Source organism: Chromobacterium indicum (assembly GCF_039708975.1).
Taxonomy (GTDB): domain Bacteria; phylum Pseudomonadota; class Gammaproteobacteria; order Burkholderiales; family Chromobacteriaceae; genus Chromobacterium; species Chromobacterium piscinae.
In genome coordinates, this window is sequence record NZ_JAYFSJ010000004.1 from 81,039 (window position 1) to 103,308 (window position 22,270).

Annotated in this window: 21 protein-coding genes; 13 read left to right on the forward strand and 8 right to left on the reverse strand. The window is 68.2% G+C overall.

Translation table 11 applies throughout. The features are described 5' to 3' along the window. Window positions 1–40: 40 nt before the first annotated feature. Window positions 41–1,510, forward strand: a complete 1,470-nt coding sequence (locus VA599_RS06790) for a CHASE3 domain-containing protein (protein ID WP_346788044.1) — start codon at window positions 41–43, stop codon at window positions 1,508–1,510. Window positions 1,511–1,612: 102 nt separating this feature from the next. On the opposite strand, the gene VA599_RS06795 is transcribed toward VA599_RS06790, so the two are convergent. Then, window positions 1,613–2,266, reverse strand: a complete 654-nt coding sequence (locus tag VA599_RS06795; protein WP_199776207.1) for a TetR/AcrR family transcriptional regulator — start codon at window positions 2,264–2,266, stop codon at window positions 1,613–1,615. A gap of 75 nt (window positions 2,267–2,341) precedes the next feature. Between VA599_RS06795 and VA599_RS06800 the strand changes: the two genes are divergently transcribed. Both VA599_RS06800 and bla read left to right on the forward strand, forming a co-directional pair. Beyond that, entirely contained in the window at window positions 2,342–3,715 is a 1,374-nt protein-coding gene (locus VA599_RS06800) for a TCR/Tet family MFS transporter (RefSeq protein WP_346788045.1), read from the forward strand. A gap of 366 nt (window positions 3,716–4,081) precedes the next feature. After that, window positions 4,082–4,966: a class A beta-lactamase gene (bla, locus tag VA599_RS06805; RefSeq protein ID WP_346788046.1), complete on the forward strand. Its 885-nt coding sequence runs from the start codon at window positions 4,082–4,084 to the stop codon at window positions 4,964–4,966. Between the two features lie 34 nt (window positions 4,967–5,000). On the opposite strand, the gene VA599_RS06810 is transcribed toward bla, so the two are convergent. Then, the gene (locus VA599_RS06810) at window positions 5,001–6,089 is read right to left on the reverse strand and encodes an HPP family protein (RefSeq protein WP_346788047.1); all 1,089 of its coding nucleotides are present in this window, start codon (window positions 6,087–6,089) and stop codon (window positions 5,001–5,003) included. Window positions 6,090–6,219: 130 nt separating this feature from the next. On the opposite strand from VA599_RS06810, the gene VA599_RS06815 reads away from it, so the two are divergent. From VA599_RS06815 to VA599_RS06825, 3 genes are read left to right on the forward strand one after another with little or no spacing between them, the layout of a single operon-like run. Beyond that, window positions 6,220–6,669 (forward strand): MarR family winged helix-turn-helix transcriptional regulator, encoded by a 450-nt coding sequence (locus VA599_RS06815; RefSeq protein WP_346788048.1) that lies wholly within the window; start codon window positions 6,220–6,222, stop codon window positions 6,667–6,669. After that, on the forward strand, window positions 6,666–8,387 hold the full coding sequence (locus tag VA599_RS06820) for a chloride channel protein (RefSeq protein ID WP_346788049.1): 1,722 nt from the start codon (window positions 6,666–6,668) through the stop codon (window positions 8,385–8,387). Before VA599_RS06815 ends, VA599_RS06820 begins: the two co-directional genes overlap by 4 nt. Next, window positions 8,384–8,674, forward strand: a complete 291-nt coding sequence (locus tag VA599_RS06825) for a hypothetical protein (RefSeq protein ID WP_104945475.1) — start codon at window positions 8,384–8,386, stop codon at window positions 8,672–8,674. Before VA599_RS06820 ends, VA599_RS06825 begins: the two co-directional genes overlap by 4 nt. A gap of 48 nt (window positions 8,675–8,722) precedes the next feature. Here the strand turns inward: VA599_RS06825 and VA599_RS06830 are convergent, their stop codons facing one another. After that, entirely contained in the window at window positions 8,723–10,117 is a 1,395-nt protein-coding gene (locus VA599_RS06830; RefSeq protein WP_346788050.1) for an MFS transporter, read from the reverse strand. A 160-nt stretch (window positions 10,118–10,277) separates the two neighbouring features. Here VA599_RS06830 and VA599_RS06835 point away from each other — a divergent pair, with 160 nt between their 5' ends. Beyond that, a complete protein-coding gene (locus VA599_RS06835; protein WP_346788051.1) occupies window positions 10,278–11,204 on the forward strand; it encodes a LysR family transcriptional regulator in 927 nt (308 codons plus the stop codon). Between the two features lie 32 nt (window positions 11,205–11,236). Here VA599_RS06835 and VA599_RS06840 read toward each other — a convergent pair whose 3' ends face one another. The 3 genes from VA599_RS06840 to gcvA all read right to left on the reverse strand — a co-directional run bounded on the left by VA599_RS06840 (window position 11,237) and on the right by gcvA (window position 14,316). After that, window positions 11,237–12,436, reverse strand: a complete 1,200-nt coding sequence (locus tag VA599_RS06840) for a patatin-like phospholipase family protein (RefSeq protein WP_346788052.1) — start codon at window positions 12,434–12,436, stop codon at window positions 11,237–11,239. Between the two features lie 9 nt (window positions 12,437–12,445). After that, on the reverse strand, window positions 12,446–13,228 hold the full coding sequence (locus VA599_RS06845; RefSeq protein WP_021478003.1) for a 3-hydroxybutyrate dehydrogenase: 783 nt from the start codon (window positions 13,226–13,228) through the stop codon (window positions 12,446–12,448). A 209-nt stretch (window positions 13,229–13,437) separates the two neighbouring features. Next, window positions 13,438–14,316: a transcriptional regulator GcvA gene (gene gcvA / locus VA599_RS06850; RefSeq protein WP_021478002.1), complete on the reverse strand. Its 879-nt coding sequence runs from the start codon at window positions 14,314–14,316 to the stop codon at window positions 13,438–13,440. Between the two features lie 111 nt (window positions 14,317–14,427). On the opposite strand from gcvA, the gene VA599_RS06855 reads away from it, so the two are divergent. Further along, window positions 14,428–15,720: an adenylosuccinate synthase gene (locus VA599_RS06855; protein ID WP_346788053.1), complete on the forward strand. Its 1,293-nt coding sequence runs from the start codon at window positions 14,428–14,430 to the stop codon at window positions 15,718–15,720. Between the two features lie 153 nt (window positions 15,721–15,873). Here VA599_RS06855 and VA599_RS06860 read toward each other — a convergent pair whose 3' ends face one another. After that, the gene (locus VA599_RS06860) at window positions 15,874–16,644 is read right to left on the reverse strand and encodes a substrate-binding periplasmic protein (protein WP_346788054.1); all 771 of its coding nucleotides are present in this window, start codon (window positions 16,642–16,644) and stop codon (window positions 15,874–15,876) included. Between the two features lie 189 nt (window positions 16,645–16,833). On the opposite strand from VA599_RS06860, the gene dkgB reads away from it, so the two are divergent. The 5 genes from dkgB (at window position 16,834) to VA599_RS06885 (ending at window position 20,099) form a co-directional block, all read left to right on the forward strand. Then, window positions 16,834–17,631: a 2,5-didehydrogluconate reductase DkgB gene (dkgB, locus tag VA599_RS06865; RefSeq protein WP_346788192.1), complete on the forward strand. Its 798-nt coding sequence runs from the start codon at window positions 16,834–16,836 to the stop codon at window positions 17,629–17,631. A gap of 105 nt (window positions 17,632–17,736) precedes the next feature. Continuing rightward, complete coding sequence (locus tag VA599_RS06870) at window positions 17,737–18,573, forward strand: AraC family transcriptional regulator (RefSeq protein ID WP_031296653.1); 837 nt, start codon at window positions 17,737–17,739, stop codon at window positions 18,571–18,573. A 105-nt stretch (window positions 18,574–18,678) separates the two neighbouring features. Continuing rightward, on the forward strand, window positions 18,679–19,392 hold the full coding sequence (locus VA599_RS06875) for an AzlC family ABC transporter permease (RefSeq protein ID WP_346788055.1): 714 nt from the start codon (window positions 18,679–18,681) through the stop codon (window positions 19,390–19,392). After that, window positions 19,389–19,700, forward strand: coding sequence for an AzlD domain-containing protein (locus VA599_RS06880; RefSeq protein WP_021477996.1), 312 nt, complete (start codon window positions 19,389–19,391; stop codon window positions 19,698–19,700). Before VA599_RS06875 ends, VA599_RS06880 begins: the two co-directional genes overlap by 4 nt. Window positions 19,701–19,757: 57 nt before the next feature. Next, on the forward strand, window positions 19,758–20,099 hold the full coding sequence (locus tag VA599_RS06885; protein WP_021477995.1) for an FKBP-type peptidyl-prolyl cis-trans isomerase: 342 nt from the start codon (window positions 19,758–19,760) through the stop codon (window positions 20,097–20,099). Window positions 20,100–20,474: 375 nt separating this feature from the next. Here VA599_RS06885 and VA599_RS06890 read toward each other — a convergent pair whose 3' ends face one another. Next, window positions 20,475–22,109, reverse strand: coding sequence for a hypothetical protein (locus tag VA599_RS06890; RefSeq protein ID WP_346788056.1), 1,635 nt, complete (start codon window positions 22,107–22,109; stop codon window positions 20,475–20,477). Window positions 22,110–22,270: the final 161 nt, after the last annotated feature.

Below are 22,270 nucleotides of genomic sequence, written 5' to 3' on the forward strand. Positions count from 1 at the left end.
GCAGGCGGACCGATCCGCCGGTAATGGGAGTGGCTCAATCATGAATAAAAACCGGACCTTTGGCCAAAAGCTGGCATTCGGCTTCGCGGTATCGTCGGCTTTCCTGGTCGTGATCGGCATCGTGGCGTATTGGAGCATCTACGTGCTGATTGCCACCGCCAATTCGGTCACTCATACGCAAAAGGTGCTGGAGCATGTGTCCAGCCTGGTCAGCCTGATGAAGGACGCCGAGACCGGCCAGCGCGGCTATCTGCTCACCGGCGATCCCGCCTATCTGGAGCCGTTCCGCGCATCCGCCGCCGGCGTGCCGACGGTGTTGTCCGAGCTGCGCGCCCTGAGCGCGGACAATGCCGGCCAGCAGGCCAGGATAGGCCAGGCCGAGGCGCTGGTGAACAGCAAGTTCAGCGAGCTCAAGCGCACCATCGATCTGCGCAAGGCCGGCCATGGCAATGAAGCGCTGAAAATCGTTCTGAGCGGGGAGGGCAAGAAGTACATGGACGCGTTGCGCGCCGTGTGCGACCAGATCAACCGCGAGGAGCGCGAGCTATTGAGAAAGCGCGAGGAGGATTCGGACGCCACCTCCGGCGGCGCCAAGATGACCATCGTCGCCGGCACCGTTTTATGCCTGCTGTTCGTGATCGGCGCCGGTTTTTCCATCACCCGTTCTCTGACGGAACGGCTGGGAGCCGCGGTGGGGCATGTGCAGAGCTCATCGGCGGAGTTGCAGGCCGCCGCCACCCAGCAGGCGTCCGGGGCCAGGGAGCAGGCCAGCGCGATGAGCGAGATCAGCACCACCATCAGCGAGCTGGGCGTGACCTCGCGCCAGATCGCCGAAAGCGCCCAGCGGGTGGCGCAGATCGCCGAGCAGACCGCGGCGGCGGCGCGCAGCGGCGTGGGCACTGTGGAAAGAGGCCAGGAAGCCATAGGCGGCATCCGCCGCCAGACCGATCTGGTGGTCAGCCACATGCTTGATCTCGGACGAAAGTCGCAGGAGATAGGCGCGGTGCTCGACATCGTGTCCGAGCTGGCGGAGCAGACCAATATCCTGGCCATCAACGCCACCATCGAAGCTACCGGCGCCGGCGAGGCGGGGCGCCGCTTCGCCGTGGTGGCGGAGGAGATCCGCAAGCTGGCTGACCGGGTCGCGGCGTCCACCAAGGGCATCCGCACCCAGATCGACGATGTGCGCGGCGCGGTCAACACCACGGTGATGGCCACCGAGAGCGGCGCCAAAGCCGTCGATCTCGGGGCGCGCCAGTTTGCCGAAGTGGCCACGGCCTTCAAGCAGATTGCCGATCTGGTCAGCACCACCACCGAGGCGGTGCGCGAGATCGAACTGTCGACCAAGCAGCAGGCCACCGCGGCCGACCAGGTACGGACCGCCGTGTCCGAGGTGGCGCAGGCGACGCAAGAGACTGAAACCAGCTCGACCCAGACCCTGCAAACGGCGTCGCAGCTGGCCGGGTTGTCGATGGATCTGAGGCGTCTGGTTCACCCCCAGGCGGTCTGAGCGAGCAAGGGCCGGGCAGTCCTGTTCCGGCATCGGCGTGACTCAACGGAAAGGGGCCATTGGCCCCTTTGTTCTTTATCGCGGATAGCCCATGGCGCGGGCTCAGGCGTAAGGCGTGCCGGCCATCGCTGCGTTCAGGCCAATCGTCCCTTGGTCAATGATGGCGAGGAAAACGGCGTTGGCTTCCTCCGAGTCCTGTTTGTCTCTAAAGGTCCGGTGCGCCTGGATCAGGGCCACGGTCCACATCGCCAGCAGGAGGTGGGCGGCCAGATCCGCCGCAGGGTCGGGAGCTTCCTGCCCCGCGCATTCGGCCAGCGTCGCGGCGACGGCTCGAGCGATTTCGTCGCGTATCGCGCGGGCCCGCGCCTTCAGCGTTTCGCTGGCCTCCACCGTCTTGATGAAGCCTTGGCTTTCCGCCGAGAACCTGAGGTAAGGGCTTTGCTCCGCAAGCAAGCGGTAGGCGAGCCGGCGCAAGGATTCTATCGGCGAAACGCCTGGGGCGCGCTCTCGCAGCGCTTGCGCCAGGATGGCGCGTCCCTCTTCGTCGCGGTCGAAAAACATGTCCTCTTTGCGCGGGAAGTGGTTGAACACCGTCATCCGTCCGACGTCGGCGGCTGCAGCGATCTCATCGATGGTTACATGCTCGAAGCCCCGTTCCAGAAACAGGCGCGTGGCGGCATTGGAGATGCTTTGCCGCGTGGCGAGGCGCTTGCGGGAGCGGAGCTTGGGTGATGGTGTTGACATGCAGCGCATCATAGCATAGCTTTTTGTGTACTGAGTATATATTGGTACTTGGTATTTCCGTCGTGTGGCTGTCTGTGGGCATGCGCCATGCCGCCGCGGATGCGCGATTTTCGGCGCGAGACCGCATTTTCTTGGCCGGCGCATCGCGCTGGACGGGGAGCGGCGCCCGCGTTTGGCGATGCGTTTCCGCCGGGCCTCGAGCCGGCGGTCGCCAAGCCTGTTTTCAGCCATCGAGAGATGGCTTTCCTAGCGATGCAATCAATTATGAACAGACCTCTTGCCGTCATTTACGCCGCGATCTGCCTTGACGCCGCGGGCATCAGCCTCGTTTTTCCCATTCTGCCGCGGCTGCTCGGCGAAGTGACGCAGAGTCAGAATATCGCGGCGTGCATCGGCGTCATGACTGCGCTTTACGCGGTCATGCAGTTTGTCTTCGCTCCCGTGCTGGGCGCTATGAGCGACAGCCTGGGGCGACGTCCGGTGCTGCTGATTTCCCTGGCGGGCGCGGCGGTCAACTACGCCGTCATGGCGTGCGCGCCGCAGTTGTGGATGCTGCTGCTTGGCCGCGCCATCGCGGGCCTGAGCAGCGCCAATGTCTCCGTCGCCACGGCGTACATCACGGACATTTCGTCCGAGGAGCAGCGGGCGCGCCGTTTCGGCCTGCTCAACGCCATGTTCGGCATCGGTTTCATTGTCGGGCCGGTTTTGGGCGGGTTGCTCGGCGACTACTGGCTGCGGCTGCCCTTCATCGCCGCCGCCGCTCTGAACGCCTGCAATCTGCTGCTGGCCTGTTTCATTCTGCCGGAGTCCCGCGCGTCGTCTCCCGGGCGGATGAGCCTCGCCGCGCTCAACCCGCTGCGGCCATTGCGTTGGGTCTGTTCGATGAAAGGGCTGCAGCCCGTCATCCTGGTGTTTTTCGTGCTGAGCGCCACCGGAGAGGCCTACGGCACTTGCTGGGCTTTGTGGGGCTTCGACGCGTTCAAGTGGAATGGTTTCTGGATCGGCCTGTCGCTGGGCGCGTTCGGCATCTGCCAGACACTGGTGCAGGCGTGCCTGGCGGGACCAGCCGCCAGACGGCTGGGTGAGCGCTGGGCCGTGCTCGCCGGAATCGCTTGCGCCTGCGCCGCGCTGGCCGTGATGGCTTTCGCCAGCGAGGGCTGGATGGTGTTCGCCGCGATGCCGGTTTTCGCGCTTGGCGGCATGGGCACCCCGGCATTTCAGGCCTACGCCACCCGTCTGGTGGATCCGGCCCGACAAGGCCAGCTTCAAGGCGTGCTGGCCTCCGCCGTGAGCCTGGCGTCCATTGTCAGCCCGCTGGCGTTCTCGGCATTCTATTTTTCCGTGCAGAGAGCATGGCCCGGCGCGGTCTGGCTTTCGGTCGCGGCCGTTTACGCCATCGCGATTCCGCTGGTGGTGCTTGGCACCCGGCGCGGCGCGCCTGCGCCGCTGGCTAAGGCGTAGAGCCAGCGCAAAGACATTTCGCGTGCGGCGCTGTTTCTCCGGGGAGTGGTTTGATCAACCGTGCTTGGCAGAGAATGGCGGCTGCAGAAAGATCAGGCCTATCGTTTTCGGCGCGGAGCGGATGCGGTTGGTTTTCGAGAGGAGGGCGGCGAGAGGCATGCCGAATATCCAGGCATTCCGGTTGGGGCGTGGGTGGGTTACGGGTGTTACGGCTGGGGGGTTTTACTGCGGGGTGGATTGTTTATAGATTGCATGGGGCGTGCCTAGGGGCCGGACAAGCCCTGTCGGGATGGCTTGCGGTTGCAAGATATCAGGCCGATCCCGCGGCTTATCGCTGATCAGTCTGTTTACTCCGGGAGAGTTGAAGTGGGAAAGGGTTTGGCATGGGGAAAGATCATCGGCGCGGCGTGCGTTCTGCCTTTCTGGGCGGTTTCCGCCGCGCATGCGTTTGACGCGGATGGCCTGAAAAAGGCCGTGCAGGCGGAGGAAAAGACATTGCGCGCCAGAATCGGCGTGGCGGCGCTGGACGGCGGCGGCGGAGAGGCCTGGAGTTATCGGGGGGATGAGCGTTTCCCGATAAACAGCACATTCAAGGCATTCGCGTGCGCGGCGCTGCTGGCGAAGGTGGATCGGAAAGAGGCGGCTCTGGAGCAGACGGCATCAATCGATCAATCCATGCTGGCGGGCTGGTCGCCGATCACGGAGAAAAGGCTGGCGCCGCAGCGCATGACTCTGGACGAAGTTTGCCAGGCGGCGGTGAGTTATAGCGACAACACGGCGGCCAATGTCGTGCTTGAGACGATTGGCAGTCCGGCGGGCTTCACTGCTTTCATGAGGCGCATCGGCGACGAGCAGACCCGCTTGGACCGCACCGAACCCGACTTGAATGAGGGGACCCCCGGCGATCCGAGGGACACCACCACGCCCAATGCCGTTGTCGTCAGCTTGAGAAAGGTCATGCTGGGCGATGCGTTGTCGGCGGCATCGAGGGAAAAGCTGGGCCGATGGATGCGGGAGGACAGGGTCGCCGACGAGCTGCTTCGCTCTTCGCTGCCGGCAGGCTGGGAGATCGCCGACAAAACCGGGGCGGGAGGTTACGGCTCGCGGAACATCATCGCGGTGATCTGGCCGCCGGGAAGAGCGCCATGGCTGCTCGGCGTCTACGTGACGCAGACCGAGGCCTCCATGCCTATGCGCAACCAGGCGATTGCGAGGATAGGCGCGGCGTTGACGCAAGCCATCGGCCGCTGAGGGCCTTGAGCGGCCTCTGCCCGGCGGCGGCCGCTCAGGCGGGCCGCTCCAGTTGCTCGCGGAACAGCGCCGCGATCAGGTCGCCCTGCGCCACCAGGCCCAGCAGGCGTCCCTCGCCGTCCACCACCATGCTGTGCGCCACGCCGCGGTCGGCGAACGGATGGATCAGCCTCTCGATCGGATCGTCCGGGCGCGAGGTGTGCGGGCTGGTGTCCATCAACTGGCCGACGAGCGGCGCAGGATGCATGCCCGCCGCGGCCAGCAGCTCGCGCAGGCTGATCTCGCCCAGCAGCCTGCCGTCGGATGAGGTGACCGGCAGGGCGTCGAAACGGTGGTCGCGCAGCAGGGCCAGCGCCTTTTCGCTGCTGGCGGCCGCGCCCACGCTCAACACCTCGCTCACCATGAAGTCGGCGCAGCGCAGCGCGCCGAAGCGGCGCTGGTGCGATCTTTCCTCGGCCCGCTGCAGAATGTCCTCCAGATCGTCCTCGCTGATGTCGACCACCTCGCCGCGCTCGGCCAGCGCGGCGTGCAGATCGGCGCGGCTGACGCCGATGCGCTCGCTCGGCGTGGGGGCGGGCGCGGCGGGCTGGCTGTGCGGATAGCGCCGCCCGGCCAGGCGGTTGAACAGCAGCGCCGCCGCCAATAGCAGCAGCGAGTTGAGCAGCACCGGATGCCAGACGAAGCCATAGCCCAATCGGGCCACGGCCGGCCCGCCCAGCACTGCGGTCAGCGCCACCGCGCCGCTGGGCGGGTGCAGGCAGCGCAGCGGAAACATCAGCGCGATGGCGATGGCCGCCGCGATGCCGGCGGCGAGGACCGGATTCCCTATCAACCGGGCGCAACTGACGCCGACCAGCGCGGCGCAAAGATTGCCGCCGATGAGGGAGCAGGGCTGGGCCAGCGGGCTGGCGGGCACGGCGAACAGCAGCACCGCGGAAGCGCCCATCGGCGCGATGAACCACGGGTTGGGCTCGCCCAGCGCGCGGTGGCAGACCCAGGCGGTGGCGATCAGGCCGAAAGCCGCGCCCAGGCTGCCGGCTAGCCGATCGCGTCGGCTGGTGACGATGGCCTGCGGCCAGAAGCCGTACAGCCAGGCGCGCAATTGTCGATGCGGGTTTTCCATTGCGTGGCTGCCGGGAGCGTCCCGGCGTGGTGGGGGTGGCCGAATATATATCATATTGTGATGTATATTGCCGAGCCCGCCGGGCTCAAGTATAAATATCATGTTGTGATATATATATTCGAGACCAGACATGATGGAGCAAGTCGCCGAGCCGGCCGCCGGCATGGACAAGCGGCAGTACGAAGCGTTGTCGGAATTCCGCTACCAGTTGCGGCGCTTCCTGCATTTCAGCGAGAACGCGGTCCGTGCGGAGGGACTGACCCCGCAGCAATACCTGCTGCTGCTGCACGTGCGCGGCGTGCCGGGCCGGGATTGGGCGACGGTGGGCGAACTGGCCGAGCGGCTGCAGATCCAGCATCACGGCGCGGTGGCGTTGCTGACCCGTTGCGAGGAGCAGGGCTTGGCGGCGCGGCGCAAGAGCGAGCATGACCGCCGCCAAGTGGAAGTGCATCTGACCGCGGCCGGCGAGCGCTTTCTCGCGCGGCTGGCGGCGCGGCACGAGGCGGAGCTGCGCTCGCTGCGCGACGTGTTCCGGGTGTCGCGCATCACCGCCTTCAATGACGGGGACGGCGGACGATGAACGCGGCGAAGCGCGATTACTCGGTGGACCGGCGGCTGTTGCCGATGTCTGGCATGGCCTTGCTGATCGGCGCGGTCAGCACCGCCGGCGCGGTGGTCCTGCTGGACCTGATCCGCCTGTGCACCAATCTGTTCTATTACCAGACCCTGTCGCTGGCCGAACGCGCGCCGGCCGGACACGCGCTGGGGCTGTGGGCGATCGCGGCGCCGGTGGTGGGCGGCCTGCTGGTGGGCCTGATCGCGCGTTACGGCAGCGACAAGATCCGCGGCCACGGCATTCCGGAAGCGATGGAGGCCATCCTGTTCGGCCAGAGCCGGATGTCGCCCAAGGTGGCGCTGCTCAAGCCCTTGTCGTCCGGCATCGTCATCGGCAGCGGCGGACCGTTCGGCGCGGAGGGCCCCATCATCATGACCGGCGGCTCGCTGGGCTCGCTGCTGGCGCAGCGCCTGCACCTGACCGCGGCGGAGCGCAAGACGCTGCTGGTGGCCGGCGCCTGCGCCGGGATGACCGCGGTGTTCGGCACGCCGGTGGCGGCGGTGCTGCTGGCGGTGGAGCTGCTGTTGTTCGAACTGCGTCCGCGCAGCCTGCTGCCGGTGGCGCTGGCTTGCGCTTGCGCCGGCTTCCTGCGCACGCTGTGTTTCGCCGCCGGGCCGCTGTTTCCGCTGCACACGCCGCCCGCCACGCTGGCGGCGCTGGGCTCCTGCCTGCTGGCCGGCCTGGCCTGCGGCGGCCTGGCGGCCTTGCTGACCTGGGGCTTGTACCGGGTGGAGGATGGCTTCGGCAAGCTGCGCCTGCACTGGATGTGGTGGCCGGCGCTGGGCGGATTGGTGGTCGGCATCGGCGGTTGGCTGCAGCCGCGCGCGCTGGGGGTGGGCTACGACGTGATCGGAGACCTGCTGAACAACCGGCTGCTGCTGGAGGCGGCGCTGGCCCTGCTGGCGGTGAAGGCCGCGATCTGGCTGCTGGCCCTGGGCTCCGGCACCTCGGGCGGGGTGCTGGCGCCGCTGCTGATGCTGGGGGCCGGCCTGGGCGCGGCGCTGGCGCCGGCGTTGCCGGGCGGCTCGCCGGAACTGTGGGCGCTGGCCTGCATGGCCGGGGTGTTGGGCAGCGTGCTCGGCGCGCCCATCACCGCCATCGTGTTCGCCTTCGGCCTGACCGGCGACGGCTCGGCGCTGCTGCCGCTGACGCTGACCACCGTGGTCGCCTGCGGCGTGACGGCGCTGACGCTGAAGCGGTCGATCATGACCGAGAAAATCGCCCGCCGGGGCCTGCACATCCACCGGGAATACGGCGTCGATCCGCTGGAGCGGCTGCATGTGGCGGACGTGATGACGCGTGAGGCGGTGGCGATAGACGGCGCGATGCCGGCGGCGGACGCCTGGGAATCATTCTTCGGCCCGCGCAGCCACAACGGCTATCCGGTGCTGCGCGACGGCAGGGTGGTGGGCTTGCTGCTGCGCAGAAGGCTGCAGGGGGCGGAGGCCAGCCGGCAGCCCTGCGTCATCTGGTCCGAGCCCTTGTCGCCGTTCCAGGTGTTGCTGGCCGGCATGAGCGCCCGCCACGCCGCCGGGCGGATGGCGCAGCTGGGGTTCAGCCGGTTGCCGGTGGTGGACGGCCCGGACAGCATGCGGCTGATCGGCGTGGTGTCGCTGCGCGATCTGCTGGCCAACAGCCATGTGCTGCTGCATGAGGAAACGGTCAGGGAGCGTCTGCGGTGAGCGGCGGCGAATGGTTTTCGCTGCCGCTGGGCGACGCGCTGTGCGCCCAGCCGCTGCTGGACGACCTGTTGGCGGACTTCGCCGCGCGGCCGGCCGTTGACGGGCAGGCGCTGTTGCTGCTCAGGGAGACGGACGGGCGGCTGCAGTGCGAGCTGACGGCGTATTTCACTCCTGCCGCGGCCTCACTCGCCCGTGCCTGGGGCGCGCGTCCCTGTCTTCGTCCCAGCCCCGACAATCTGGAGCGGCTGGCGGGCGATGCCGGCTGGCGCGCGCGCTGGTTCGGATAGCGCGGGCCGGATAATCAGAGGATGGAGCGGCGCCGGGATGGCCCGCGCTCAAGCGGCGCGCGCCGATGCGAGCCCGGCCCGGCGTCCCCGCCGCAACGCGAGGATGGCGGCGGCCATCAGCAGCGCGGACACGGCGAAGACCGCATGGGTGGCCCAGGCGACGGCTTCCGGCCGCGCGTCGGCGATCGGCCCGCCGGCCGCGGCGGCGAAGACGGCGCCCAGCGCCGCCGCGCCGGTCACCAGGCCGAGATTGCGTGCCAGATTGAGCAGGCCGGACGCCAGGCCGCGCCGGTCGGCCGGCTGCCCGGCCATGACCAGAGTGTTGTTGGCGGCCTGGAACAGCGCGTAGCCGATGGTCAATGCCGCCAGCGGCGCCAGATAGCCGGCGAGGCCCAGCGAGGCGGGCAGGGCGGCGAGCAGAGCGGCGCCGGCCAGCATCGCAGCCAGGCCGGCCAGGCTGACGCGGTCCGCGCCGAAGCGGTCGGCCAGACGTCCGGCCGGCACGCCCGCCAGCATGGAAATCGCCGGCCCCATCGACATGGCCAGGCCCGCGCCCATCGCGTCCAGCCCCAGCGCGCGCGACAGATGGAAGGGGCCGACCACCAGCGTGCCCATCATCACCGTGGCCACCAGCGCCGCGGCGATCAGCGGGCCGCCCAGCGCCGGATCGCGCAGCATGTCGATCCGCACCAGCGGGGCCGCGCCGCGCGCCTCCATCCGGAGGAAGGCGGCGACGCCGACGGCTGCCGCCAGCAGCCAGGCCAGGTTCTGCGGGCCGAAGCGGCCGCGCCCCAGCGTCATCGCCAGCGCGTAGGCGGACAGCGTCAGCGCCAGCAGCAGCGCGCCGGCGCAATCGAAACGGGATGCCCGCGCCGTCGGCGCGTCGGCCGGCAGGCTGCGCCGCGCGAGCAGGAAGACGGCGGCGCCCAGCGGCGCGTTGAACAGGAAGATCGCCGGCCAGCCCCAGGCGGCGATCAGCGCGCCGCCCAGCGAGGGGCCGAGCGCGGTGCCGACGGCCGACATGCTGCCCAGCCAGCCCATCGCGCGGCCGGTTTGCGCCTTGGGCGCGACGTCGGCGACGAAAGCCATCGCCAGCGCCAGCATCGCCGCGGCCCCCAGGCCCTGCAGCGCGCGCGCCGCCAGCAGCCCGCGGAAGGAGGCTAGCCCGGCGGCCAGCGAGGCGAGGCTGAACTGCAGGATGCCGGCCAGCAGCAGCCGGCGCTTGCCGATCAGATCGCCCAGCCGGCCGACGCCGACGACCAGCGAGGTGACGGCGAGCAAGTAGGCCAGCACCACCCATTGCACTTGCTGGAAGGAGACGCCGAAGGCGCGGGCCAGCTCCGGCAGGGCGACGTTGGCGATGCTGGTGCCCAGCGAGGACAGCAGCACGCACAGCGACAGGCAGGCCAGCGCGCCGCGCTGGCTGGAATGCGTGATGTTCAATCGAATGCTCCATGAGGTTTGCGATGGCGCGGGCGGCGGTTGGCCGTCCGCGCCTTGTCCATGTCTGCAGCCTAGGCCGGCGCGAGGTATGGCGGAAGACGCGCGTCATGCATTCGATAGCTGCATGTGACGCCATGCCTGGCCGTGCTATGGTGGACGGATGAGCACACCCGATCTGAACCTGCTGATCACCCTGAACGCGTTGCTGGCGGAGGGCAGCGTGGCCGGCGCCGCGCGCCGGCTGGGCCTGAGCCCGTCCGCGATGAGCCGCGCGCTGGCGCGGCTGCGCGCGACGATGGGCGATCCCTTGCTGGTCCGCGCCGGACGCGGCCTGGTGCCGACGCCGCGGGCCCTGGCGCTGCGCGGGCGGATAGGCCCGCTGCTGGGCGAGGCGGAAGCGGCCCTGACGCCGGCGCGGGAACTGGACCTGTCCGCGCTGGAGCGCACCTTTACCTTGCGCACCAGCGACGGCTTCGTCGAGAACTTCGGCCCCCGCCTGCTGGAGCGGGCGGCGCGGGAGGCGCCGGGCGCGCGCTTCCGCTTCGCGCTCAAGGCCGACAAGGACAGCGCGCCGCTGCGCGACGGCAGCGTGGATCTGGACACCGGCGTGGTGGGCGCGTCGGCTGGGCCGGAGCTGCGGGTGAGGATGCTGTTCCGCGACCGCTTCGTCGGCGTGGCGCGCGCCGGGCATCCGCTGCTGGACGGCGAGATCAGCGCTGAGCGCTACGCCGCGGCCCGGCATGTTTGCATGTCGCGCAGCGGCCAGGAGCGGGGGCCGATAGACGCGGCGTTGAAGGCGCTGGGTTTGCGGCGCAACGTCGCCACCCTGGTCGGCGGTTTCACCGCGGCGCTGGCGCTGGCGCGGGCCACCGATCTGGTGGCCTCGGTGCCGGAGCGGCATACCGGCTTTCTGCGCGACGGCATGCAGAGCTTTCCGCTGCCGGTGGCGGTGCCCGGCATCGTCATCTCCATGATCTGGCATCCGCGGCATGACGCCGATCCCGCCCACCGCTGGCTGCGAGGCTGCGTCAAAGTGGCATGCGGCGAAGAATGGGAGGAAACCGGGGACGGCGGCGCGGAGGAGTAGAGGCCGGAACGCCGCCAGCGCCCCGGCCGCCGTCAGCGAGAGGCTCGGCTGTGCACGTCGTGGGTGACGAAGGGCCGTTCCGGCGACGGCATGCTCAGCCATTCCGGATGGGCGAGGGTGGCGCGGATGTCGGCCAGGCCGCTAGCCCAGTGCTCGCGCATGGCGCGGGCGCCGAACTGGTAGTCCTTGTAGTGGCCTTCGCCGGGCTTGTCCTGGTAGATCAGGTGGATCACGTTGAACAGACGGTCGCAAGCCTGGCTGGCGGCATGGCGGTAGGCCGGGCTGCCGCGCGCCGCTTCCGGCACCAGCTCCATCACCTCGCGCAGCAGCTGGCGGTATTGCTGGCTCTCCCGCATGTAGTCGGTGATCATCCGCGTGCGGCTGGAGAACTGGATGTCCTTCTGCCGGAGCGCGACCAGGGACAGGTCGGACGGCAACTCGCCGCGCGCGCTCCACAGGTCCACCTGGAATACCAGCGAGTGCTTGCGCGGCCGCTCGCTCAGCACCGGCTGCAGCGGCGTGTTGGACACCATGCCGCCATCCCAGTAGTAATCGCCGTCTATCTCCACCGCAGGGAAGCCGGGTGGCAGCGCGCCGGAGGCCATGAAATGCTCGGCGCGCAGCCGCTGGCGGGTGTTGTCGAAATAGACGAAGTTGCCGCTTTTCACGTTCACCGCACCCACCGACACCCGCATCTCGCCGCTGTCGTTGATTCGGTCGAAGTCGGCCAGCCGCTCCAGCGTGGCCTTCAGAGGCGAGGTGTCGTAGAAGCTGGCAGTGCCGCCGTCATGGGGCGGCAGCGGCGGACGCGGCTGGAAGAAGCCATTCTGGCCTTCGATCAACGCGCGCCATGCTTCCAGGCCGTTCAGCCAGCCCAGCAGCGGCGGCGGCAGCGCCTGGGCGTCGTCCAGCAGATTGTGCGGCGTCGGCGGCAGCAGCGGCTGGCGGCTGATGGTGCGCCAGAACTGCTCCAGCCGCTCGGCGCGCTGGTGCGGCGGATTGCCGGCGATGATGGCGGCGTTCAGCGCGCCGATCGAGATGCCAGCCACCCAGTTGGGGTGCAGATCCGCCTCCGCCAGCCCTTGGTAGACGCCGGCCTGGTAGGCGCCGAGCGCGCCGCCGCCTTGCAGCACCAGCGCCACCACCTGATAGCGGTGGCCCGGCGGCAAGGCCGGGCTGCGGTAGGGCGCGGCGTCGACATGGCAGGCCGGATTGAGCTTGTCCTTCGCCATGCGCGCTCCTTATTGCATGAACCAGCCGTGGCTGACGACGAAGGACTGGCCGGTGAGGGCCGCGCTGGGGAAGGCGGCCAGGAACAGCGCGGTCTGGGCCACGTCGTCCACGGTGGTGAACACGCCGTCCACGGTATTGCCCAGCATCACCCGCTTCACCACTTCCTCTTCGCTGATGCCCAGCTCTTTCGCCTGTTCCGGAATCTGCTTGTCCACCAGCGGCGTGCGCACGAAGCCGGGGCAGATCACATGGGAGCGCACATTGTAGGGCGCGCCTTCCTTGGCCAGCACCCGGGCCAGGCCCAGCAGCGCGTGTTTGGCGGCGACATAGGCCGACTTCAGCGGCGAGGCCTCGTGCGAGTGCACCGAGCCCATGTAGATCACCACGCCGCCGCGCTTGTCCTTGTACATGTGCTGCAGCGCGGCCTTGGTGGTGAGGAAGGCGCCGTCGACGTGTATCGCCTGCATCTTCTTCCAGTCGGCGAAGCTGTAGTTGACGATGGGATTGACGATCTGGATGCCGGCGTTGGACACCAGGATGTCGAGATGGCCGAAGGCGTCGACTACTTGCTGGGTGCCCTGGTTGACCGCATCCTCGCTGGTGACGTCCATCGCCACGCCTAACGCCTTGCCGCCGGCGGAGGCGATCTCGTCGGCGGTCTTGCGCGCGGCGTCCAGGTTGATGTCGGCGATGGCCACCGCCGCGCCGGCGCGGGCGTAGACCAGCGCGATCTCCTTGCCTATGCCGCTGGCGGCGCCGGTGATCAGGGCGACTTTTCCGTTCAATTGCATGGCGCTTCTCCTGTCGTTTCTGGAAGGGGAACAACTGGCAAAACCGGGTCGGAGCGCGGCGTCTGGCCGCCCTCCGGGCAATCGAGGCTTACTGGTACGAGGCCGCTCGGCGGGATGAGTTCCCCCGCGGACCGGCGGAGGCTTTTAGATATAGCCGAAGCGGCGGACGGCGTCGAGCATGACAATGGACTTGTTGAGGATGGCCAAGTTCAGACTGGGTCCGCCTGTTCCAGCCAGCGGCAGAAGGCGGCGACGGCCGGGTGGCCGTCGCGCGTTTCCGGCACGTAGGCGAAGTAGCGCCAGTCTTCCAGCCGCGGTCCGGCAAACGGCTGCACCAGCCGGCCGCTGGCTAGATCGTCGGCGATCAGCCGGCTGGGGCCCAGCGCCACGCCCAATCCGTCCAGCGCCGCCTGCAGCGTCAGGTAGAAGTGCTCCAGCGTCAGGCTGGCCGCCGGCTGCAGGCCGGACGCGCCGGCGGCGTCCAGCCACTGCGGCCAGAACTCCGGGCTGCCGGCGGTGTGCAGCAGGGTATGGCGGGACAGGTCGGCCGGCGAGGCGATAGGCAGCCGTTCCAACAGGGCTGGGCTGCACACCGGCAGCCGGCTTTCCTGCAGGAACTCGTGGGCGATGAAGCCGGGCAAGGCCTGCGGGCCGCCGCGTATCGCCACCTCGAAGCTGTCGGCCAGTTGGGAGACGGGCTCGCTGGAGGTGGTCAGCTTCACCTCCACGTGCGGGTGCTGCAACTGGAAGCGGGACAGCCGCGGAATCAGCCAGCGCAGCGTGAAGGTGGCCGGCGCGTTCACCCGCAGCGGCATCGGGCCCCGCCGCAACCGGGCGCTGGCGGTCTCTATCCGCTCCAGCGCCGCGCGGACGTCGGCGAGGTAGTCGCGGCCGGCGTCGGTGAGCCGCACCTGGCGGTGCTGGCGCTCGAACAGCGGCGTTCCCAGCCATTCCTCCAATAACCGGATCTGCCGGCTGACCGCGCCGTGGGTGACGTGCAGCAGCTCGGCGGCCTCGCTGAAACTCTGGCGGACGGCGGCGGCCTCGAACGCGCGCAAGGCGTTCAGCGGCGGGAGGTCTCGTTTCATTCGTGTGAGTTTTTCTGACATGAAGAGCCAGAATAAGTCGTTTGTCGGCCTGCGGGCAAGTTGCGTAAGGTGTTGTCGCAACAGCATCAATTTTCAATTTTGGAGAAACGCATGAACAAGGTGATCGTGACGGGCGCGCAATGGGGCGACGAGGGCAAGGGGCGGATCGTCGATCTGCTGGCCGAGACGGCGGACTGCGTGGTGCGTTTCAACGGCGGCCACAACGCCGGCCACACGCTGGTGGTGGGCGGCAAGACCTGGAAGCTGGCGCTGCTGCCCTGCGGCCTCCTGCGCGGCAAGCTGGGCGTGATCGGCAATGGCGTGGTGGTGGACCCGCAGGCGCTGCTGGCCGAGATCGACCGCATCGCCGCCGAGGGGCTGGCGATCGGGCCGGACCAGCTGGCCATCGCCGACAACGCCACCTTGCTGCTGCCGTCCCACATCGCGCTGGATGCGGCGCAGGAGGCGGCGCGCACCCAAGCCATCGGCACCACCGGCCGCGGCATCGGGCCGGCTTTCGAGGACCGGGCCGGCCGGCGGGCGATCCGGCTGGCGGACCTGGCCGATCCGGCGGTCTTGCGCGGGCGGCTGGAGGAGACGCTGCGCTACCACAACGCGGTGCTGGCGGCGCTGGGCGGGCCGGTTTTCGAACTGGAGCCGATGCTGGCGGCGCTGCTGGAGCAGGCGCGCCGCATCCTGCCCTATCTGCGTCCGGCGTGGAAGCTGTTGAACGAGGCCGATGAGGCGGGCCGGCGCATTTTGTTTGAAGGCGCGCAGGCGATGCTGCTGGACGTCGAGCACGGCACCTATCCCTTCGTCACCTCGTCCGGCGCCGGACCGGCGCAGGCGGCCTCCGGCTCCGGCCTGGGCAGCGCCGCGCGCGGCCACGCGCTGGGCGTGTGCAAGGCCTATGCCACGCGGGTGGGCGGCGGGCCGTTCCCCACCGAACTGGACGACGCCGTCGGCGACGGCCTGCGCGAGCGCGGCGGCGAGTATGGCACCAACACCGGCCGGCCGCGCCGCTGCGGCTGGCTGGACGCGGCCTTGCTGCGCCAGAGCGTGCGGGTGGGCGGCATCGCCAGCCTGGCGCTGACCAAGCTGGACGTGCTGGACGGCATGGACGAACTGAAGATCTGCACCGGCTATCGGCTGGACGGCGTTCTGCGGGACGATTATCCGGCGGGGCTGGCCGAGCGCGGCCGGATCGAGCCGGTGTACGAGACGCTGCCGGGCTGGCAGGAAAGCACCCGCGGCGCGCGCAGCCTGGACGCGCTGCCGGAGCAGGCGCGCGCCTATGTGCGGCGGATAGCGGAATTGGCCGGCGCGCCGGTGTCGCTGATCTCAACCGGAGCCGAGCGCGACGACGTGATCCGTCTGGCGGATCCGTGGACGCTGGGCGCCTGATAACCTGTTCAAAGTCTCGGGAGCAAGAGCGAGACAAGGCGAAAACAAGCGAAAAAGCGGAATGTACAAGTGGTACATGAGCATTTTGAGCTTGTTTTCAACGCCGTATCGCCGAAGCGCAGCAGACTTTGAACAGGTTCTGAGCGCGGAGGCTCAGTCGCCGGTGTCCAGGTAGAAGCGGATGCGCCGCCGGGTCAACTCGTCGCGCTGGGCGGCGATGGCGCTCCACAGGCAATCCACCTGCCTGGGATGGCTGGCGGCGTAGCGGCGCGAGACTGGCAGGAAGTAGGGTTTGGTGCTGATGGGCAGCGCCAGCTTGCGCACCGGCAGCGTCGGATTGCGCGCCAGATAGGCGTCGCCCAGTGTTTCATGCACCGCGTAGGCGTCGATGCGTTTGCCTGCCAGCTTGTCGAAGTTCTGCGCCACGCTGTTGGCGGTTTCCGCCGGGATGCCCAGCCGCTGCAGATCGGTGTTGATCGACCAGCCGGCGTTGGCGCCGACGCTGCGCCGCAGATTGGACAGCTTCTTGCCGTCCCAGCCCACGTCGCTGTCGCGGCGCACGTAGAGCGCGTAACTGAGCGTGGCCAGCCGCCGCGCCTCGTCCGGTTTGCCGCCTTGCAGCGGAAAGGCTGCGTAGGCGGCGCGGTCGGCGGTGTAGGAAAGCATCATCACGGCGTCCAGCGAGCCGTGCTCCAGTTCCTTCAGCAGCCGCGCGCCGGGCAGCAGGCGAATATCGGTCTTCAGCCGGCAACTGCGCGCGGCCGCCTGCACCAGCTCCACAGATAGGCCGGGGCGGCGCGGGTCCAGCGTGTCGTTGCCCATCTTGTAGGGCGGAAAGGCCTGATCGCCTATGCCCACCGTCAGCGTTTCCGCGGCGGCGGCGGCGCTGAGGCCGCAGGCGAACAGCAGAATCAATGGTTTCATGCCGGGAAGCCTACTCTTCGGACATTATCGTCAATGTAACGTTTTGGGTCTTGTTAGGATAGTCCGCCAGGCTGGAGGGCATGGCGGCTGGCTTGCGGCGGCTTGCTCGGGTAGGCTGGACGCTTTCCATGCTGAGGGCATGAGCGCATGCCTCCGGCCTTAATTCAAATAAGGAAACGCATCGTGCAAATGCCGAAACTGGGAGTGGGCACCTTCCGCCTGAAAGAACAGCAGGCCGAGGAGTCGGTGACGATGGGCCTGGAGCTGGGCTACCGCCACATCGACACCGCGCAGATCTACCGCAACGAGGCCGATGTCGGCCGCGCCATCGCCAAGGGCGGCGTGCCGCGCGGCGAGCTGTACGTCACCACCAAGATCTGGACCGACAAGTTCGGCCCTGGCCTGCTGATTCCCAGCCTGCGCGAGAGCCTGGACAAGCTGGGCCTGGACCGCGTGGACATGACGCTGATCCACTGGCCCTCGCCCAAGGACGAAGTGCCGATGGCGGTGTACATGGAGCAGCTGGCGGAGGCCAAACAGCTGGGCCTGACCCGCGAGATCGGCGTGTCCAACTTCACCATCGCTCATCTCAAACAAGCCATAGACGTCGTCGGCGCAAGCGCTATCGGCACTCATCAGCTGGAAGTGCATCCCTATCTGCAGAACCTCAATGTCCGCGCCTTCTGCCGCGAGCGCGGCATCGCGCTGACCGGCTACATGCCGCTGGCCTACGGCCGCGTGGTCGGCGATCCGGTCTTGCAGGGCATAGGCCGGAAGCACGGCGCGACTGCGGCGCAGGTAGCCTTGGCCTGGCAGCTGCAGCAGGACATCGCGGTGATCCCGTCCTCCACCAAGCGCGCCAATCTGGCGGCCAACCTGGACGCGTTGAAGCTGCGCCTGGACGACGACGACATGGCGAGCATCGCCAAGCTGGAAGACGGCGGCCGCATCGCCAAGCCGGACTTCGCCCCGGCCTGGGACGCCTGATGGCGGTCCGGCGCGCCGCCGCGCTACACTGAAAACGCGCGGCGCGCCGGAATCCTCTGGCCGCGCGGCAATTTCGTGCAAAACGCGCGGCGGGAACGGCAAGACATGAAGGACGGGATGGGCGAGCAGGCCAGCTTCTATCATCTGGAAGCATTCGATGGCCTGGAAATGCTGGACGCGAAATACCACAGGCACCGGTTTTCGCGCCATGCGCACGAGAACTTTTGCGTAGGCGTGATCGAAGAGGGCGTGCAGCGCATCCAGTTCAACGGCCGCGACCGCCTGGTGCCCAAGGGCGGCATCTTCCTGGTCAACGCCGACGAGGTGCACGCCGGCTCCGCCGGCATCGCCAGCGGCTGGTCTTACCGCGCCATCTACCCGTCGCCGGACATGCTGCAATCGCTGTCGCGCGATCTGGTCCGGCCGCAGGGCGCGGTGCCGTGGTTTCCCGAGGCGATGATCCACGATCCCGGCCTGGCCGAGCAGCTGCGGCTGGCCTTCACGCTTTTGGCTGAAGACGGCAACGCGTTGTTCAAGGAGACGCTGCTGCTGTCGTCGCTGGCCTGGCTGATGGCGCGCCACGGCCAGAGCCGCTTCGAGCCAACCTTGCCGGCAGAAGCCGACAGCCGCATTCTGCGCGCCAAGGACTATATGGACAGCTTCCCCGAGCGCGACAGTTCGCTGGCCGAGCTGGCGGCGCTGGCCGAACTCAGCCCCTGGCATTTCCTGCGGCGCTTCAAGCAGCGCGTCGGCGTGCCGCCGCATGCCTATCTGGTGCTGGCGCGGCTGCGCAAGGCGCGCAATCTCTTGCTGGCCGGCTGCCCGATACCGGAAGCCGCCAGCGCTTGCGGTTTTTCCGACCAAAGCCACTTCCACCGCCATTTCAAGCGCGCGCTGGGCATCACGCCCGGCCAGTTCGCGCAGCGGCTGCCGCGCCGCTGAGCCGCGCAATTTCGTTCAAGACGCTCCCCCTGTCTTTTGCCTAATCTGCTTGGCGACGGCCGGTGCAGACCGGATCGGCCGCGAACGCAATCGAGAAGGCAAGGTATGGATCATTCGCAATCTTTGGTTTTGGAAAACCGGCCCGGGCGCGACTTCGCCGCCGGGGCCGCGCAGATGGTGCCGCTGTGCCTGCCGGTGCTGCCCTGGGGCGTGCTGGCCGGTTCGATGGCGGTGCAGGCCGGGCTGACTACGGCGCAAAGCGTGGGCATGTCGGCGCTGGTGTTCGCCGGCGCGGCGCAGCTGGTGTCGCTGGGCATGGCGATGGCCGGCTCGGGCGCGCTGGCCATCGCGCTGACGGTGTTCTTCATCACCGCCCAGCATTTCCTGTACGGCCTGTCGATGCGCGGCCGGGTGTCGGGCTGGCCGACGCGGCTGCGCCTGCCGCTGGGCTTTTTGCTGACCGACGAGTTGTTCGCGCTCAGCTGCGCCAAGGGCGGCGCGCAGAGCCCGGCCTATCTATTGGGCGCGGGCTTGATGTTCTACCTGAGCTGGCTGCTCAGCAGCATCGCCGGCATCGCGATGGCGAACACGGTGCCGGACCTGGGCCGGCTGCATCTGGACTTTTCCATCATCGCCACCTTTGTCGCCATCGTGGTGCCGATGGTGAAGCGGCGCAGCGCGCTGTGCGGGGCCTTGTTCTCGCTGCTGGCGGCGATGCTGCTGGGCCGGTTGGGCGTGGAGGGCGGCATCGTCATCGCCGGCGTGGCCGGCATGCTGGTTGCGGTGTTGGTTGCGCGTTTGGGAGGGGAGAAAGCATGAGCTGGGGATTGATTCTGCTGCTGGCGGCCATCGTGTTCTGCAACCGCTACGTTTTTCTGGAGCCCAGGGTGCCGGTGAAGCTGCCGGCCTTGCTGGAGCAGGCGCTGCAGTACGCGGCCCCCTGCCTGCTGACCGCGATCTGCGGACCCATCATCCTGCTGGATCAGGGCGCGGTGCGGCCGTTTCCGGACAATCCCTATCTGTGGGGCGCGCTGGCCAGCGTGGTTCTGGCCTGCCTGGTGCGCAATATGGTGCTGAGCGTGCTGGCCAGCCTGGCGGCGTTCTACGCGCTGTGCGCGTGGCTGTGAGCGGGCGGTTACAATAGGGTTTTGCCGCCCGCGCGGGCGCGTTTGGGATGAAAGAGCATGAGCGAAGAACTGAAGATCGAGGACCTGGTGGTGGGCGAGGGCAAGGAGGCGGTGCGCGGCGCGCTGATCACCAGCCACTACACCGGCTGGCTGGAGGATGGCACCAAGTTCGACTCCTCGCTGGACAAGGGCCGCCCGTTCCAGTGCGTGATCGGCACCGGCCGCGTGATCAAGGGCTGGGACCAGGGGATGATGGGCATGAGGGTGGGCGGCAAGCGCAAGCTGTGGGTGCCGGCGCATCTGGCCTACGGCGAGCGCCAGATCGGGGACCGTATTCCGGCCCACTCCAATCTGGTGTTCGAGATCGAGTTGCTGGAAGTGCTGACGCGGGATGATTGAGTGACATTTTTGCTCGGGATGTCGAGTCCGCTGCGCGGACGGATTGTGCATGGCGGTTCCGCCCGCCGGACGGGTCAGGGAGCTGCTTCGCCAGCCCCCTGACCACCCCAGGCGACCCCTACGGCCCGAGAAACCCCGACAAAACAGTCTGGCTCCAGGCTCCGCCGATTAAGAAAACGGCGGCTTAACGCCCCTGGAGCCAGACTGTTTTGCCGGCACGGTCCAAAGGGGAAGGGGTGGCTGCCGACGGACTATTCAAGCCGCGTAGCGCGGGTTCGCCTGCGGCGGGATGATGCGCGGTATCGGAAGTTGAAAGTGAAAAAGAGGCCCATCCGGGCCTCTTGTCGTTTCAGACGTAGCGTAGGCAAGTGGCTATCAATAGCCGATGTTCTTCACGGCCTGCGGGCCCAGCCGCTGGCACAGCTGCATCAGGTACAGGCTGTCCGGGCCGACGCGGACGTTGGCCGAATCCACTGAGCCCAGCTTGGGCGGCACCGGCACGCCTTGGGCGTCCGGCACATTGGGCGTCAGCGCGCCGCTGCTGCCTATCGCCCAGTTGGTGGCGCCGGGAGGCGCGGCGATGGCCAGTTGGTCCGCCTTGGAGTTCCACGCCACGCCCCAGCCCATGCTCCAGCCGTGGCCGCTGCCGTCGGCGCCGCGGTTGCCCAGCGCGATCGCGCCGCTGACGTCGGCGTTGTCCACCAATAGACCGGTGGCCCAGCGCTGATGCGGCTCGATATTGCCGCAGGCCTCGGCGCGGCCGGTGAAGTTCAGCAGCACGTTGGGGCCGCCGGCCTGGGCCTGGGTGGCGTAGTAGAACGACTTTTTGCTGCCGGTGGACGCGCTGCGGTTCACCAGCACCTGGCTGCCGGCGATGCTGAATTCGAAGGCCTTGGCACCGGTGCAGTCGACATTGTTGTGGTCGTGGTTCAGCGCCACTTTTTCCAGCGTCAGCCGCCGGCCTTGCTTGCCGACCACCACGCCGTTGGTGAAGTTGCGGGCCTGGATGTCGTTGAGCCAGCCGTCGGTCAGATTGTCCAGATTCGCCACGCCGTAGTCGGCGCTGCTGCCGTTGGGCAGGCCTTCCAGCGCCAGGTGTTCGGCGCCGATCTGGCTGGCGATGCCGCTGGCGGCGTATTTCTGCACGCTGCCACCGTTGCCACCCAAGTAGCCGCTGTCGAAGGAATCGGACAGCGGGATGTCCAGCGTCAGCTGGTTGCCGCTGACGGCGGCGACGGTGCGCAGCCAGGTTTCGCTGTTGTTGCCGGCGTTGATCCAGGTTTGCGGTTTGCCGTCGCGGACCAGCTGGTCCATGTTCATGGAGTGGATCCACTCGGCGCTGGCGCGGCGGCGGATCATCACGGCGTCGCCGGGCTTGAAGCCGGGCGCGTTGGAAACATGGATGACGCTGCCGCCGGAGGGCGCATAGTTGTCGCTGATGGCGGCGGCCGATCCAACCGGCGTCAGGCTGGCGCTGGTGCCGCCCAGGCTCAGCATCGCGTGGCCGGAGCCTTGCGCCTTCAGCACGGTGCCGCCGGCGCCGGACCCGCTGCCGCGCAGCACCACGCCGTCGCTGGCCAGCTGGATCGGCGACTCGAGCAGGAAGACGCCAGGGGCGAGCAGCACCGCGCCGCGCACGCCGTTCACCGCCGGCAAGGCCGCCACCTTGGCGATGGCGGCCTGGATGTTGGCGAGGTCGCTGGAGGCATTGCCGCTGGGCTTGACCGTCGCCTTCACCGGCGCGGCCGGCAGCGCGACGCCGCCGCCCATATAGCCGGCGCTGGAGAAGTCCATGATGCGGTCGCCGTTGCCGTTCAGCGGCGCATAGGCGAGGCCGCCCTGGCCGTCGTCCTTCACCCAGCGGCTGCGCGCGGTTTCCTTGCCCCACAGCGCCTGGCAGGACTGGGCGAAGGCGTCATGGCGGATAGGCTGGAGCGGCGCGGCTGCAGCGGCCTGGCCGGCGAGCGCGGCGGCCATGGCCAGCGCCAGCCGCTTGATCGGATGGTTCATTGCTGAGGGTTTCCTGTCTGCGTTGAATGGAAAGCGGAGGCGCGGGTGGTCTTGGTTATTGTTACGGCATATTGATAGCACACGGCATATGTAAAGGTCTGTTACGAGATGGTGGCTGTATGTAAAGGCTGTCCTTGAATACAGGACGAAAAAAGGCCCCG